Source organism: Planctomycetaceae bacterium (genome assembly GCA_021371795.1).
Taxonomy (GTDB): domain Bacteria; phylum Planctomycetota; class Phycisphaerae; order Sedimentisphaerales; family UBA12454; genus UBA12454.
Map to the genome: position 1 here is coordinate 25477 of JAJFVK010000006.1, position 16337 is coordinate 41813.

The following is a 16337-nucleotide window of genomic DNA, read 5'->3' on the forward strand; positions in this document are numbered from 1 at the left end:
AAGGATTGTTATTTCTGAAGTTGACCAGAAATTGGTTGATGCAGTTCGTGCCAACAACGGCTGTTACTATATTAATGTTGCAAAAAGTAATTGCACTGAGACATTTAAGATTGAAGGCATTGAAATTTATAATCCATCAGTTGATAAAGATAAGGCTGAACTTATAAGAGCTATTTCGCAATCCACAGAGTTTTGTACATCTCTGCCATCGGTGAATTTTTATGATAAAGGTGTTGCGCAATTAATTAAAGAAGGATTGAGTAAAACCAATAATGTGATAGTTTATACCGCTGAAAATAATAATCACGCAGCGGAAATTCTTGAACAAAAAGTTGGTTCATTTAAAAATGTACAATTTTTAAATACAGTTATTGGCAAGATGAGTCAGGTTGTAACTGATAAGGATGAAATCCAAAGAAAGAACCTGAAAACAATAGTTCCCGGAGTTGACAGGGCGTTTTTAGTTGAGGAATTTAATAAAATCCTTGTAACGAAATGTCATCTTCCTGATTTTGCACCAGGCATAAGAGTCTTTATTGAAAAAGAAGATTTGCTTCCATTTGAAGAAGCCAAGCTTTATGGCCATAACGCAATCCATGCGCTTTTAGCATATTTAGGCGCACAAAAAGGTTATAAGAAAATGGCAGAATTGAAAAATGATAAAGATATAATGCAGATAGCCGGAGATGCATTTATAAAAGAATCCGGCGCTGCACTAATAAAAAAATATACACATCTTAATGATGAGTTATTTACAGAACAAGGCTATAAAGCATATGCTGAAGATTTGCTTGGGCGAATGACGAATCCATATTTGGATGACACGATAGAACGAGCAGCAAGGGATCCACAGCGAAAACTTGGCGAGAATGACAGAATATTCGGTACGATGAAACTTGCTGTGGAGCAAGGCATAGAACCTGTTAATATGACCAAAGCCGCCGAGGCAGGGATGGAATATCTGTCAAAATTATCTATTGTCAAAATTTGACAGTTTATTTAATCGTCCAAATGGCGTCGAAGTTCAGTCTGTGCGGACTGAATGAAAAATAATTTCCGGGTAATTTTTCCTTATGTGATTATGAGATTAATTGCAACGGATTATTATATACAACCTTTTTAATTTGCCGGCTTGTTAGTATATTTAGTTTATTCAAATATTTTAAACATTCTACAAGTGTCGCGGATGAGCCGACCATACATTTTTTCTTTGGATTGTGCAAATACCCATTCTTTTCAAGCACAGTTTCATTTTCAAGCACATTGTATTTTCCAGGCGGCATTCCGGCGATTGGTGAAGCATCGCTGATGACAGTTACTTTATCGACACCTTTCGCTCTTATTATTGTTTTTATTAAATGCGCAGGTAAATGATGGCCATCGGTAATGATGGTTGCCGCCAGTTTATCACAGGCCAGGCCATATTGCAGCATGTTGTCGTGGCGATTAACCATATTCGGCATTCCATTGCCAAGATGAGTAACTGCCTTTGCTCCAGCATCGGCAAGTCTTTCGAGGTCGTTTAACTGTGCATTCTGATGACCGAGGAAAACACTAATGTTATTTTTGCAGGCATATTTGCATAACTTGTCTGCGTTCTGCAATTCAGCGGCCATTGTCAGGATTTTTATTTTGCCATTTGCCCATTCCTGCATTTTTTTTAAAAAATCGATATCAGTTTTTTTTGTCCATTTTGGATTATGCGCTCCCACGGCACCGGATTCTTTGGAGATAAAAGGCCCTTCGGCATGAATGCCGAGAATATGTTCCTTTAATTCCGGTTTTTCCGATGCTTTTGCGATTAACGAAAGGTTCCTTTTGTACACATTTTCAGAACTTGTGATTATTGTCGGTAGAAATGCCGTTACGCCGTGTTTTATCATTTTTTGACAGGCGTATATAAAGTCGGATTCCGTCAGTTGAGGACTTGAAAAGTCCACTCCCATATATCCATTTACTTGCAGGTCGATAAGTTTCATTATAATCCGTTTCCTTTAATCTAATCTGGTATAGTCATTATACCAGTAGTCGCCATTTGTGCAATAATATTTTTTTTTAGGCTTGACATATCTGCCGGCTATCTGGTATATTATATGTACCAGATTTGGAAAATTGATATGGATAAAGAATTACTTGGGATAAAAGTTGTAAGAAAAGTAATCCAGCTTGTTTCTACGGGAGTCTTCAAGCGAGGGCGGAAACTCCCCGCAGAAAGAGTCCTTTGTGAAAAACTGGGCGTAAGCAGGGGGACGTTAAGACAGGGGCTGGCGGATTTGCAGAGTCTTGGGGTAATCAGGATTGTGCCAAGAAGCGGTATCTATATAAGAAAATATTCAGAGAAAAAACTGCCGCCCAAAGTTCTGCCGCCGAATTTCAAGGATGTGAGTCTGAATGATATTATAAATGCAAGAAAAATTATTGAGATACCATCGCTTAAACTTGCCTGCGAAAATGCGACAAGAGAGGAAGTAGGCGTTTTGGACGGTATTATTAGCAAGATGACAAAAACGGTCGATGATTTGCCTGATTTTCTAATAAACGATATGAATTTCCACAAGGCGATTGTCGCAATGAGTAAAAATCTTGTTCTGGTAACGGCGTTTGAAGCTATTTCTGAATATTTGAAATATTCACAGGTGTACAGCAGCATTCACGAAGGTGAGGAAGAAAAAGCGTTGAACTTCCATAAGAAAATTTTTGACGCTATCCGGAAAAAAGATGCCAGGCAAGGCGTGAAGATACTTGGACAGCATTTAGATGAAATTTTAGAAACTTCAAAATTATGAAAGAGTTACTTATGAAAAATGTATGTGGAATTTTACAAACTGCGAAATTGAATCTTGAACAAACAGCGGTCAGGTTGAAAGTTTCTGACAATATACTTAACAGACTTTTAGAGCCCAAAGAAAAAATAGAGTTGACATTAAATCCAACTTTGAGCGACGGCAGGCATATACAAGTTAAGACGTATATCGTTAAGCACAGGGATTCGCTCGGACCGGCCAAGGGCGGGATAAGAATGTCTGCATCTGTAACGGTTGACGACATTCAGGGGCTTGCGATGGAGATGACGTGGAAAACTGCTCTAATAGGCGTGCCTTTCGGCGGCGGCAAAAGCGGCATACAGTTTGACCCGGTCGGAATCAGCCAGGAAGACAAGGAAATAATTATTCGTTCATTTACACGTGGTGCAATGCGGCACATTGGCCCGGAAATTTATGTGCCTGCTCCTGATATGGGTACAAATGAAGCTGATATGGGACATATAAGAGACTGCCTTGCGTATTCCAGAGGCCAATCCATAACTAACGGCTGTTATGTTACAGGCAAACCAATAATACTGGGCGGCATAGTAGGCAGAAAAGAGGCGACTGGAAGAGGTGTTGCATATACAGTTCTTGCTGCGTGTGAAAAGCTCGGACTTGACATAAAACAAACTCGTATAGCTGTGCAGGGCTTTGGCAATGTCGGCTCTATCGCTGCAATGGAACTTTCCGAATTCGGAGCAAAGATAGTGGCTGTCTCGGATGTAACAGGTGGGATAAAAGATGAGCATGGAATTGATATGAAACATTTAGCAGGATACGTAAAAGAATGTGGTCAAATTTGCGGCTATCCTGTGGCAAAGGAATGCACAAATGATGATGTTTTAACATGCGATTGCGATATTCTCGTTCCCGCTGCCACGCAGTCGGTCATAACCAGTGATATAGCCAAAAATATTAAAGCCAAAATTATTGCCGAAGGCGCGAATTCGCCAACTATACCGGATGCTGATGAGATTTTGGCACAAAGGAACATTTTTATTATCCCTGATATTTTGTGCAACGCTGGCGGTGTATTTGTGTCTTATCTGGAATATACGCAGGAAACGCAGCGTGAGCAAATGACACTTGAACAGGTTAATAAAAGACTTAACGAAAGAATGAATAACAGATTTGAACAGGTTTTTGATTATTCACAGAAAAATAAGTTAACAATGCGTCAGGCCGCGATGGATATAGCGGTTGGAAGGGTTGTGGAAGCGACACAGGCGTTAGGTGCACTTCCATAAGAACTGAAAGGAATTAATAATGAGTAAATCACAGGTTTTAGTGGTCGGCGGCGGTATGATTACGCAGGTGCAGATACTTCCCTCACTGTATCATTTGCAGAGGCAGGGAATTATTGGTGATATAAGTGTTTGTGCCCTGAATAGTGCGCCGCTGAAAGTATTGGCCGAAGATGAAGCATTAAAAAGAGCTTTTCCGAATCAGGGTTTCAAAGCGGTTCCTTCGCTCGACAGCGACCCGAAGAAAAATCAGCCCGACCTTTTCAAAAAGGCTATTGCCGAATTGCCGAAGCACAGCATTGTTGTAGTGGCGATGCCGGACCAGCTTCATTATATGGTTCTTAAAGAAGCGATTGCCAACGACCAGCATATAATGTGCGTAAAGCCGCTGGTGCTCAAATATAATCAGGCTCTTGAAATTGAAAAAGAGGCTTACGAAAAAGGTCTTGCCATTGGTGTCGAGTATCACAAGCGTCTCGACGACAGGGCTTTGTTTGCACGTCAGCAGTACAGGGACGGTTTGTTTGGCGAATTTAAAATCGGCCACGCAGAAATGAACGAGCCTTATTATTACAGACACTCTAATTTCCAGAACTGGTGTACCTGCGAAAATTCAGATATGTTCACTTATGTCGGCTGTCATTACATCGACCAGGTTCATTTCATTACAGGTCTGATGCCGAAGTCGGTTTCAGTTTACGGAATAAAAGATAAATATCCGAACGGCAACGAAGGGTATCTCTGGACGGATGGCAGAGTAATTTGGGACAACGGCGCATGCCTGCACGTTACTGATATTATGGGCTATCCCGACGACGGTCCCGGCGGAAATTTCCAGGGATTGAGAATGTACTGTGCAGGCAACGGCAGAAGCGGAATGCTTGTTCACAATGACCAATACCGCGGCCTGGAATATTGTTACGTTGAAAAAAGGGACGGCAAATATTATTCCGAGCCGAGTCCGGATTATTTCAAATATATAAATCTCGGCGACGGCGGCCTGACTCCCGTTGGTTACGGCTATCGGTCGATTGAATTTATTTTGAAAAATATTAATAAATGTCTGGGGGCTGATTTGAAACATCGCCAGGCATTGCTGAAGGAATTTGACAAACAGGGTGTTATGGCGACTCCCGCCAACAGCAGTTATAACGAATTGGTTATGGAAGCCGGAAGGCTTTCGATATTAAATGGCGGCAAGGAAGTTGAAATTATCTACGGCGAAAATGCCGGTGTGAAACTTAAAAACTAATTATCAGAGCCCCGACTATGAGGGAGGGGTAAAAAAGCAAAGAAAGGTATAGTTTAAAAATGGCTAAGGAATTTCCACTTGAGTCGGTATCAGTTGAAACAATTGAAACTAAATACAGGAAAGTATCAGGCAAAATCCCGAACGATAAAACGATAGAACAAATTAAAACACTGCGGGAATTTGAAGCACGCAGTATGCGCGGCCAGCTTCCTGTTGTCTGGGACCACGCACAGGGCATAAATGTCTTCGATGCTTATGGGAATAAATGGCTGGATTTTTCATCGGGCGTTTTGATTACAAACGCCGGCCACGGTCATCCTGAAATCGTTAAAGCTATTATAAATCAGGCATCAAAGCCTTTGCTCACGACATATTGTTTTCCGAATCTGCCGAGAATCGATTTGGTTCAGAAGCTTGTGTCAATCGTGCCCAAAAAACTGAATAAGGTATTTCTTTTAAGCACTGGCGCCGAAGCAACTGAATGCGTTTTAAAGTTGATGCGAACTTATGGTAAAAAAGTCCGGTCGGAAGCGAAGAATATTATCGTTTCATTTACGGATGCTTTCCACGGCAGGACGCTCGGCTCGCAGCAGATGGGACCTCTGGGCACAGGAAGAGCGTGGATTAAAACCCTTGATAGGGAAATCGTTCATGTGCCGTTCCCGGACGGTTTCAGAAATGAAGATGTCAGCTTTGACTTGTTTGAAAAGACTCTGTCGAAATTGAAAATAAATCCTGACAATGTCGCAGGTGTAATCAGCGAGACGTATCAGGGAATCGGGCCGAATTTTATGCCGAAAGAATATGCGCAGAAACTTAGACAGTGGTGCGATACTTATAACGCATTACTTTGCTTTGATGAAGTTCAGGCCGGCTTCGGCAGATGCGGCACAATGTGGGGATTTGAGTATTATGAAGTTGTTCCCGATTTATTCTGCATGGGCAAAGGTTTCAGCAGTTCGCTTCCGATTAGCGGCGTGATTGGCCGGGCTGATGTGATGGATATGTATGGTCCGAATGAAATGACAAGTACGCATTCAGCAAATCCGATTTGCTGTGTGGCTGCTTTGGCGAATATCAATGTTATTCAAAACGAAAAACTCGTGCAAAACTCTGCCGAAGTTGGCAAGGTTTTAAAGAGCGAATTGGAATCCATTCAAAAAGAATTTTCTGATATTATTGGTTTTGCACCGGCAAAGGGTTTGGTCGGCGGTTTGCTGATGGTAAAGAAGGGCACAAAAGAGCCTGATTATGATTTAGCATGGAACATTGTATATGAGTGTTATAAAAAAGGCCTTTTGTTATTTGCACCTGTCGGCATTGGCGGTGGGTGTGTAAAAATAGCTCCGCCCCTATGTATAACCAAAGATGCGGTTATAGAAGGATGCGGTGTCATTCGCCAGGCAATTAGCGAGTTACATCTTGCGTAGATGAGTCGGGTTGGATTGCTTTTATTAAAAGTAAAGCTTTAAGGGAACTTATAAAAATTCGGAAAAATTGAGATTGCTTTCCCCGCCTGCGCGGGGAAAGTCTCTGTTTTATGCCGAAATGCCACAAAAACTCTTCCCAAGGGACATGAATTCATAAATAGAGTGTCCGCCATTCGTTTTAGCACATCCGTATTACTTACTATTTTTCTGTAAGTTAATGCAAGTTTTTACTGTATGACCAATCGTCGTATTTAAACAAAACCGCAATTTTCAGTACTAAAAAGCGGGTTTTTGCGGCTGATTTGACTTTTTGCACATACCTTGCCTATACTTATTGTCCTTATTTTATCTAACTTCCCCAATCAGGGTACTTAATTAACCAAAGGATTGACCCATATATAAATGAAACTTGACCATAGCCAAATCAGCAGAGTTCAGCAGGCTAATGACATAGTAGATGTTATTTCGGAGCATGTCAAACTTGTCCGCAAGGGCAGGGAAATGGTCGGAATGTGTCCGTTTCACGATGACCACAAGCCGAGTATGAATGTCAATACCGATAAGCAGATTTTTAAATGCTTCGCGTGCAGTGCCGGCGGGGATGTAATTAAGTTCGTTCAGATGCGCGAAGGTCTGACTTTTATGCGTGCAATCGAAAGACTTGCCGAGCGGGCGGGAATCAAACTTGACTTTGTCAAACGCCCGGCACCCGTGGGGCAAATGCCGGAGGCTGACGCCGCTGATGTCGAGAAAGTAAACCGCTGGGCAATGAAGTTCTGGCGCAAAAATCTGCTCGATGCCGAAATCGGCACAAAATGCAGAGAATATATCAACAGCAGAAGTCTTTCTGAAAGCACGTCCGAAGAATATTCGTTCGGATTTGCGCAGGAAAGATGGGACGACTTTTTGAACGCGGCGCGGCAGAGGAATATACCTGATAAGCTTATGCTTGCCGCTGGTCTGATAGTTTCCAATGATCAGGGCAATTATTATGACAAGTTCCGTAACCGGCTGATGATTCCGATTGTTGACGCGGCCGGGCGAGTTGTCGGCTTTGGCGGAAGGACGCTGGGCGACGACCCGGCGAAATATATGAACTCGCCGACGTCGATAATCTTTGATAAAAGCAATTGTGTTTACGGTCTTGATAAAGCGCGGCACGAGATTGTATCAAGCGGTACTGTCGCGGTCGTTGAGGGCTATACCGACGTTATAGCTGTTCATCAGGCCGGTTGCAAAAATGTGGTCGCGACGCTGGGAACGAGTTTTACGTCCGGGCACGCGAAACTTTTGCGGCGTTATGCGAAGAATATCGTTTTGATTTTTGACAGCGATGTGGCTGGTGCGGCAGCGGCTGAAAGGGCGATGGAGATTTGTCTTGCCGAGAGTATAGATTTGAAAGTTACCGCTGTTCCGCAGGGTAAAGACCCGTGTGATTTTGTTCTTGCTGCCGGCGGCGACGCATTTAAAAATCTAATCGATAACGCCACTGATGTTATGCAGTATCGCTGGGACAAGCTGACGGAAAAATTCGGCAAAAGCGAAAACCTGACAGACAGGCGGGCGGCAACGGATGAATATTTGCGGTCTGTCGCGACAGCGGCAAAAGGCGGAACGCTTGACGCTATTACGTTTGGTTTGATTGTAAACAGGTTGAGCAGGATTTTGCAGATACCGGCCGACGATATTCGTAGGGAATTGAGCCGGCGAAACGGACAGGGCAGGCAGGCTGTAGTTAATACCATCCAAAACGTGAAAGTGTCGAGCGTTGAATTTGAAAGTTTCGGCGAAAAGGCGCAGGCGGAGATTATCGAAGTGCTGCTAAATGAGCCGAGACTGCTTGAGTCGGCCTCCAAAAGAATCAAGGCGGATGATTTCGACGCGGCAATATACAGAGATGCCTGGCGGATTATCGAACAAACAATGGCTGAAAACGCAGAATTTTCACTTACAAGGCTGCTTGCAGGTGTTGAATCTGAAGAATTGGCGGCACTTCTTGTCAAATTGAGCGATAACGGTCAGGATATGGATAAACTGCGGAGCAGATTGAGCGGCGCGATTGATGCGATGCTGGAATATAAGCATAAACAAAACATAAATCTGAATAAAACTAAAGACGACGATATTCTTCAGAGAATTTCTGCGATAAAATCAAGGCCGGACAGACGAAACCCCGGTCTCATATCTACTTAATATTTTATGGGAAGAAAATGACAGCAAAGAAAAATACAGATAGCAAGGCAGTTAAGGGCAAAGAAAAAGACAAAGACCGCAAAGTCAGGATTCAGCAGGCCGCCAAGAATATCGAGGCACTGGCAGCCGCGGAAGCTGCGCTCAAAAAGGCACAGCCGCAGCAGTCGGAAGATCAGACGGCCGAAACTCCGGCCGTGGCAGAGGCGGCTCCAAAGACTGTCGAAGAAAAGATTAAGCTTCTCATCGAGAAGGCCAAGAAAAAGGGCTACATCACTTATGAAGAGATGAACAACGAGTTGCCGGACGAGTCCATTTCACCTGCGAGGCTTGAAAATCTGATTATGACGCTCGACGAGATGGGCATTTCGCTTTTGGACGAAGCGGAAATCGAAAAACAGGACGACGAAGAGGAATTTGAAGTCGATGACGAAGTGTTTGTCGATGAGGAAGCCGAAACGGCCGAAGATACCGAAGATGCGTTGCTGGAAACCGAACTAATGGACACTGGCAGAATCGACGATCCTGTGCGAATGTATCTGACGCAGATGGGCGAGATACCGTTGCTGACTCGCGATCAGGAAATTTCGCTCGCCCGTAAAATCGAACTTACACGAATGGCGTTTCGACGCAAAGTGCTCGAAAGCGATTATTGCGCAGTTGCCGCTATCGAGATTCTTCAGCAGGTCAGCGACGGCTCATTGCCGTTCGACAGAACAATGAAGATGAGCACTTCTGAAAATCTTATTCGTTCAGTCGTCAGAAGCAGGCTGCCGGAAAATTTGAAAACTGTAAATAAACTTTTGGAAAAAAACACTAAACTCTTCAACCAGTTCGTACAGGAAGCGAACGAGACTGAAAAGAAAAAGGCTCATAAGCAGCTTAAATTTAATCGCGCCAAGACAGCGACGCTTCTCGAAGAGCTGAGTCTGCGAACAAGCAGGATTCAGCCTTTGATGAAAAAACTCGAAGGCATTCTCGGAAAGCTGCATCAACTTCAGCAGCATATTTCGGCAGGCCCAAGCGAAGATTATATGCAGGAAGACATCGACGCGATGATGCAGGAATATAACGGGATGCAGGAAATGGTGCTCGAAACGCCGGAGCAGCTTGAAAAAAGACTCAAGGCGGTTCGCGCGGTTTTCTCGCAGTATGAACTTGCCAAACGGCAGCTTTCGAGCGGAAACCTTAGGCTTGTCGTTTCTATCGCCAAGAAATATCGTAACCGCGGCTTGAGTTTTCTCGATATCATTCAGGAAGGCAACACCGGCCTGATGAGAGCCGTCGATAAATACGAATACCGTAGAGGCTATAAATTCAGCACCTACGCGACGTGGTGGATTCGTCAGGCTATTACTCGTGCTATCGCCGACCATGCTCGCACAATCAGAATTCCTGTTCACATGATTGAAACGATGAGCAGGCTGCGCATCGTGAGCAAAGAACTGCTGCAAAAACTCGGACGCGAACCTACGATTGAAGAAATCGCAGCAGAAACACAGTTGACCGTTTCAGAGGCGCGACGTGTTCTGAAAATATCCAAGCATCCAATCAGTCTCGACAGACCAATCGGCGAAAGCGAAGACAGTTACTTCGGCGACTTCATCGAAGATGAATCGGCTGAATCGCCGGTGCAGTCTGCGACACACGAAATGCTCAAGGACAGAATTGACGAGATTTTGAAAACGCTGACCTATCGTGAACGTGAAATTATTAAACTGCGTTACGGTCTGGGCGACGGCTACACATATACGCTTGAAGAAGTCGGCAGGATTTTTAAGGTTACTCGTGAGCGTGTTCGTCAGGTTGAAGCAAAAGCGATTCGCAAACTTCAGCATCCGGTCAGAAGCAGAAGACTGGAAGGTTTCGTTGACCAGAAGTCGGCGTAGCCATAGAGAAAGAATTTGTTTTTAGCCACAGAGAACACCGAGCTCACAGAGATGGTATATAAATTAAATCTCTGTGTTCTCTGTGAACTCTGTGGCTATTATTTTAGTGGTTCGTAGAATTTTTCAGGCTTTGGCCCCAGTGTATTTATAAGCGTTCCGATTTTTTCAATATTACATTCGATTTTGTCGCCGGCCTTGAGGAAATTGCCCGTGGCCATCGCGACGCCTTCTGGTGTTCCGGTCGCGATAATATCGCCCGGCTCGAGCGTCATCATATTACTCAAAAACGAAACAATGTCATAAACATTGTAAATCATATCGGTTGTATTTGCGTTCTGTCTAACCTCGCCGTTGACCTTCAGCGTCATTTGCAAATTCATCGGGTCGCCAATCTCGTCAGCGGTAACAATGCACGGGCCAAGCGGCAGAAAACCATCCGCCCATTTGCCGTTGAGCCAATCGTAAAATTCGTCCCACGGCCTTTTCTCGCGGCCTTCCTTAAAAGTAACGCTTCTGGCTGAAACATCGTTTGCTATCGTATAACCTGCGATGTGGTCTTTCGCATCCTGCGGGCTGACGCATTTTGCGGTCTTTCCAATCACAATCACAAGTTCAAGTTCATAATCGATTTCTTTGCTGTACGCTGGCCATGGGATTATTGCGTTCGGATGATTCATTACCGTAATCGGTTTAATAAACGGGCGGGGGACTGTATTTTGTCTGGGCGAAGCGGTTAGGCCGAGTTTAAGGCCCGCTTCGATAATGTGTTTTGCGTAATTGCCGGCCAGCGCGAGGATTTTACCCGGTTTGGGTATGGGAGCTAAAAGCTCTACCGCAGCAGGATTGATAAATGCGGTGTTTTTATTAACGAGCGATTTGGCTTTCTCAATGTTTTGTGGGTAATTGGAGATTATCTCTGTAACGCTGTCGAATCCTGATGACAAATCAATAATACCTCTGTTTGTCAGGGCGCCAAAAGAGAATACGTCATCTTTTTTGAATGTAACCAGTTTCATAGTCTAAATTTACCTTAAATTTATGGTTTTTTCTTGCTTTTATGGGACTTTTTATTCATTATACCGATTGTACTATTGCACTCATATCTTAACTTAATGGAAGTCGCCGACGCTCCAAAGCTCGTGAAGCAGAGGCGATAATTTAGTGAAATGGTATTTGCAGAATAGATTTAAGTCAATGCAAATATGCTAATGGCGACGGAGCGAAGTTATGGCGATAAAAGAATTGATTTCCAGGACAACTAAGTGGTTCGCATCGAAAAAGAATGACAACGGCTTGTATGAGCCTTTGCAGGGGACGCAATCCAAAAAATCCGGCAGTAATCCTTCCAATATCGTGCCTCTTAGAACAGAATCCAAACCCGACCGCACCGAAGCACTGCAGATGATTCAAAATTCGTTCGAGCAGCTTGTCGATAAACTCGGCGGTATCAACGACCATCTCGGCAAACAGGTTGAGCAGAACGCTGAACTGCTGAAACGCATAGATGAAATTCCGCAACTGCTTCAGAATTTTCCGGAGAGTATGAAAACTCAAAAGTTCGTTGTCGAATCTTTGATTGAACAGCTCAAGTCGCAGGCGTTAAAGAATCAGCAATTTAGTGAGACGGTTGCGAAAATTCCCGCTGCTTCGGAAGAGCAGACCGCCGCTGTGAAGGAAATGGCCGGTCAGGTTGCCGCTCAAGCCGCGGTCGATACGCAGATTCTTGAGGGTATGCGGAGATTTAACAATATAACTGACAAGCTCAACGGCAATGTCGCAGAACAGGCTCAAAGCATTAATCAAATGAGCAGGGCGTTTACCGCCGGCGACCAATATCTTAAATATGTCATTAATACACAGCATAAGCGGTTTATGTGGGTTTTTGTCGGTGCTTTGACGGTGTGTACGCTTGTGGTAATTGCGCTGTTGATTGTCATTTTTGTGCTAAAATAAGATTTCTATTTACAACTGTTTGGGCGGACAGTAGACTACGCCTGTTCTTTTAAAAAGAAAATATTGATTACGAAAAAGGGAACACGGTTAGAAGCCGTGACGGTCGCGCCGCTGTAAGCGTTTGTTGACCAAAAGAAGTTGTACCACTGTTTTGAGATTTCAAATTTGAGATTCGAGACGGGAAGGGTTCTTTTGGAGAACGCAAGTCAGAAAACCTTGTCGGAATCATAAATTTGTTGAGAGTTCTCGCGTAAGGAACACCGACAGATATGCTGTGCATTTTGCAGCATCTTTGTTTTGGATTATAAAGCCGCCGTTCCTTATTCGGGAACGGCGGCTTTTTTTGTTTTATTAGTTTTGTCCAATTCCACAAAGCGAAATGCTTTTTGAGGTCTGCCATGTTGCGGTCGTTTAATCACGGCCGCAACAAGACCCAAGTTGGACATCAAGTGCAATTCCCGCGCGGACGGGAAGCAAATTTAATGAAATATAACCTTGTTTTTTGGAGTAGAAGAAAATGTTGAAGAAGTTATTTAGTTTAGTAATTGTGTTTGCACTTTGCAGTTCAATTTTTGCAATTCCGGTAAATTACGGCGGTATAACAGTTCAGGTTGAAAGTTTAATCGGAACGGGCAGTAACCAGACAATGATAGTAGTCGATTGGGAAAGCGGTTTGACACAATCTCACGCATGGCTGTATCAGTATAACGGAACGGCAACAGTCGCCGATGCCTTTGACGCATTGGCGGCGGCTTGTGATTTTGCGTGGTCGCAGAGCGCCTTTGTTCAATACATAAATTACAACGACGGACTCGAAAGTCACGCAACTGCGAATCTCGGCTGGCTTTCATTTTGGAATAAAGATTCCGGCGGTGATTGGGCAATGAATAACGATGGCGTTTATGTACAGCAGCTTGTAAACGGCAGTTGGTCCGGCGCAGTGGCTGATGATTTTCCAAACTGGGGCAACGCAGGGCCTGCAATCCCGACACTTCCTGAACCAATGACAATAGTATTGTTTGCAATTGGTGCATTCATAACTCGCAGAAATAAATGAATTGTAAATTTTTAGTTATTGTTCTTTTCATTACAGCTTTCTGTAAAGCGTATAACTACGATGCTAATGATTTTGCGTTCGAGTGTACAAATTATGTTGAAGGGACGGGTGTCTTTGCAGACAGACTTGTGCCGACCGAAAAATTTAATCATCCGGAAACGGCGTTAGGTCGGCCGACACAGCAAACAACGGGCGATGGATGGTTTATCCCGCCTGGACAAAGCTGTCCTGTTGTACCTGTGTATCCGGCGTTTCGATATTTCGAGGTTGTTACATTAGGCAGCGGCGGTTCTATAACTTTAAAATTCAACCACCCGGTAGCTAATGACAGAAATAACCTTTACGGAATAGACTTTATAATTTTCGGCAATGCCTGTTACAGCCTCGGCAGTAAACAAACCTGGACTAACGGAAATCCTGAAAATACCGTTGTCAGCTCAATGTTTGTTGACGAACCTGGGATAGTGTCGGTCAGTCAGGACGGCGTAAACTGGTATTACTACGGTTCACCAAAGGCAGATATTTTTGCGCCGACCGCGGGTTATCAGTGGGATGATGTAAACAATGTATGGGCAGGTGAACTTAATCCTACAAAACCTGTCAACCCGGAACTGACTAAAGCCAGTTTTTATGGCTCAAGTATTGCCGCTATAATAGATGCTTACGATGGCGCAGCGGGCGGAACCGGTTTCGATATAAACGATGTCGGACTTGACTGGATTATGTATGTAAGAATTGAAGACGACGCTGCAAGCACCGTTTTAACGGATATTGACGCGGTGGCAGATGTCGCAGCGTGCGGAGATTATAAACATCCGTTTCCGGCAGGTGATTTGAATTTTGACTGTCGGGTAAATTTTGCGGATTTCAGTGTGATGGCAGGAAACTGGCTCGATTGTACATGGGAGTGTAAATGATGACGGAACGAAAATTTCAAAATGGTTTTACGCTCGTTGAATTGCTCGTTGTTATTTCTATAATAGCATTACTGCTTGCGGTTCTCCTGCCGGCTCTTTCAAAGGCCAGGCAACAGGCGCAAAGCCTTGTGTGTATTAGTAAAGAAAAACAAATTATGATCGCCTGCTTTGCGTATATTCAAAATAATAATTATTATTTTCCGCCTGCGGTGTTGGCGGTTAATTTTACCACTTCAAGTTCCACTTTCAGCTACTGGGATTTTATCGCTGTCAAAGACTGGACAAAAAATCTGGTTACAATCAAACCTGGTATCTTATGGCAAAAACAATTAATAGACCAGATATATCAGTGTCCATCCTATAAAGGCGGCGATAATTCAATTGGCGCAGAGTACACCGGCTACAACTACAATACCACTTATATAGGTCATGGATTCGGCGAACCTGTCGAAATGCCTGTAAAAATTACCGACGTAAGACGTCCCGGTGAATGTGCGGTGTTTGGCGACGGTGGATATGCCAACGGAGCCAATAAATTTATGCGAGCGCCATTTGGCGGCGACCCGACTTTGATTGCGGCAGGTACGCAGGCTTACAGGCATCGCATAAAAACCAATGTTGTTTTTTGTGACGGGTCGGCAGTGTCCAGAAAAGAATGTTATAAAAACGCGGATAAGGCAGCCGAGGGGAATATTGCTGACGGTACAGGATTTTTGTCGCCAGATAACAGTCTTTACGATTTGAAATAATTTCTTTCTTTTTTACTTCCACATTTTATAATTGTGTCCGTGGATAAACTTTTGCGGACAACATGGCGAGGTATCAAAAATCTTCAGCAGTTTTTCGGGCATAATTACTGCAAATGCTGCCGAACAATTATTTCTGACGGGGATGAACATTTCTGCTCCGGTTGCTGGTCGCAGTTGGGTCTTTGCTTTGTTGACGGGTTTTGTACTCGCTGCGGCAGGGAAGCCGGACAATTCGGGGAAGTAAACGGCTGTCCCAAATGCGAAGACGAAATATTTCATTTCGATGCGATAGCCTGCGCAGGAATTTATCATCCGCCGTTGAGCGAGCTTATTGTCAGATTCAAATTGTCCAACCAAATTTCACTGCTGCCGGTGCTGACGGATTTTACGCAGAAGACTTTTTCGCGGATGCGGTTTCCCGGTAAAATCGATTATCTGGTTCCTGTTCCATTGTACTGGCTAAATCATTTTCGCCGTGGTTTCAATCAATCGCATCTGCTTGCGAGAAGTCTCGATATGCCGGGTGTGAAAGTGAACCGCGATCTTGTAAAGATTCGCCGGACAAAAAGCCAGACGGCCGTTACATTTGCCGAAAGGCAAAAAAACCTGCTTGGCGCGTTTGCAGTGCGGAAAAACCACGATTTTTCAGGCAAAAACGTCTGCTTGATTGATGATGTCAAGACAACAGGGGCGACTTTGAACGAATGTGCCAAAGTTTTGAAGGATGCCGGTGCGGCGAAAGTTTTCGCCTTTGTGCTTGCAGTCGCAGGGCAGAAAAAGTAAATTAAGCACTGAATTTATAAAGATTTATATCGCATTTGTCGATATAACTTGTATATAAAATTACAC

The 16337-nt window shown here is 43.9% G+C and carries 13 protein-coding genes, 2 pseudogenes and 1 riboswitch; of the genes and pseudogenes, 13 read left to right on the forward strand and 2 right to left on the reverse strand.

What is annotated here, in order from left to right; translation table 11 throughout:
* Positions 1–31: 31 nt before the first annotated feature.
* Positions 32–991, forward strand: coding sequence for a hypothetical protein (locus LLF92_02600; GenBank protein MCE5340007.1), 960 nt, complete (start codon positions 32–34; stop codon positions 989–991).
* Positions 992–1079: 88 nt separating this feature from the next.
* On the opposite strand, the gene LLF92_02605 is transcribed toward LLF92_02600, so the two are convergent.
* Positions 1080–1979: an amidohydrolase family protein gene (locus tag LLF92_02605; GenBank protein ID MCE5340008.1), complete on the reverse strand. Its 900-nt coding sequence runs from the start codon at positions 1977–1979 to the stop codon at positions 1080–1082.
* A 138-nt stretch (positions 1980–2117) separates the two neighbouring features.
* Here LLF92_02605 and LLF92_02610 point away from each other — a divergent pair, with 138 nt between their 5' ends.
* From LLF92_02610 to rpoD, 7 genes and pseudogenes are all read left to right on the forward strand, one after another.
* The gene (locus LLF92_02610; protein ID MCE5340009.1) at positions 2118–2786 is read left to right on the forward strand and encodes a FadR family transcriptional regulator; all 669 of its coding nucleotides are present in this window, start codon (positions 2118–2120) and stop codon (positions 2784–2786) included.
* An 11-nt stretch (positions 2787–2797) separates the two neighbouring features.
* Positions 2798–4054 (forward strand): Glu/Leu/Phe/Val dehydrogenase, encoded by a 1257-nt coding sequence (locus LLF92_02615; protein ID MCE5340010.1) that lies wholly within the window; start codon positions 2798–2800, stop codon positions 4052–4054.
* 19 nt (positions 4055–4073) lie between these two features.
* The gene (locus LLF92_02620) at positions 4074–5303 is read left to right on the forward strand and encodes a Gfo/Idh/MocA family oxidoreductase (GenBank protein ID MCE5340011.1); all 1230 of its coding nucleotides are present in this window, start codon (positions 4074–4076) and stop codon (positions 5301–5303) included.
* A 59-nt stretch (positions 5304–5362) separates the two neighbouring features.
* Positions 5363–6733: an aspartate aminotransferase family protein gene (locus LLF92_02625; protein ID MCE5340012.1), complete on the forward strand. Its 1371-nt coding sequence runs from the start codon at positions 5363–5365 to the stop codon at positions 6731–6733.
* A 402-nt stretch (positions 6734–7135) separates the two neighbouring features.
* Positions 7136–8926, forward strand: coding sequence for a DNA primase (gene dnaG / locus LLF92_02630; GenBank protein ID MCE5340013.1), 1791 nt, complete (start codon positions 7136–7138; stop codon positions 8924–8926).
* Between the two features lie 17 nt (positions 8927–8943).
* Positions 8944–9531 (forward strand): annotated as a pseudogene (locus LLF92_02635) (hypothetical protein).
* Between the two features lie 546 nt (positions 9532–10077).
* Positions 10078–10812, forward strand: a pseudogene (rpoD, locus tag LLF92_02640) (RNA polymerase sigma factor RpoD).
* Positions 10813–10910: 98 nt separating this feature from the next.
* Here rpoD and LLF92_02645 read toward each other — a convergent pair.
* Entirely contained in the window at positions 10911–11828 is a 918-nt protein-coding gene (locus LLF92_02645) for a fumarylacetoacetate hydrolase family protein (protein ID MCE5340014.1), read from the reverse strand.
* A 211-nt stretch (positions 11829–12039) separates the two neighbouring features.
* Between LLF92_02645 and LLF92_02650 the strand changes: the two genes are divergently transcribed.
* The 5 genes from LLF92_02650 (at position 12040) to LLF92_02670 (ending at position 16271) form a co-directional block, all read left to right on the forward strand.
* Positions 12040–12765, forward strand: coding sequence for a hypothetical protein (locus tag LLF92_02650; GenBank protein ID MCE5340015.1), 726 nt, complete (start codon positions 12040–12042; stop codon positions 12763–12765).
* A 9-nt stretch (positions 12766–12774) separates the two neighbouring features.
* Positions 12775–13003: riboswitch (cobalamin riboswitch) on the forward strand.
* A gap of 279 nt (positions 13004–13282) precedes the next feature.
* Positions 13283–13822: a hypothetical protein gene (locus LLF92_02655; protein ID MCE5340016.1), complete on the forward strand. Its 540-nt coding sequence runs from the start codon at positions 13283–13285 to the stop codon at positions 13820–13822.
* Positions 13819–14739 carry a hypothetical protein gene (locus tag LLF92_02660; protein MCE5340017.1) on the forward strand — a complete coding sequence of 307 codons (921 nt, stop codon included), beginning with the start codon at positions 13819–13821 and terminating at the stop codon, positions 14737–14739. The genes LLF92_02655 and LLF92_02660 overlap by 4 nt, the downstream gene beginning before the upstream one ends.
* Positions 14736–15488 carry a prepilin-type N-terminal cleavage/methylation domain-containing protein gene (locus LLF92_02665; GenBank protein ID MCE5340018.1) on the forward strand — a complete coding sequence of 251 codons (753 nt, stop codon included), beginning with the start codon at positions 14736–14738 and terminating at the stop codon, positions 15486–15488. Before LLF92_02660 ends, LLF92_02665 begins: the two co-directional genes overlap by 4 nt.
* Before the next feature lie 51 nt (positions 15489–15539).
* Complete coding sequence (locus LLF92_02670; GenBank protein MCE5340019.1) at positions 15540–16271, forward strand: ComF family protein; 732 nt, start codon at positions 15540–15542, stop codon at positions 16269–16271.
* The last annotated feature ends 66 nt before the right edge of the window (positions 16272–16337 follow it).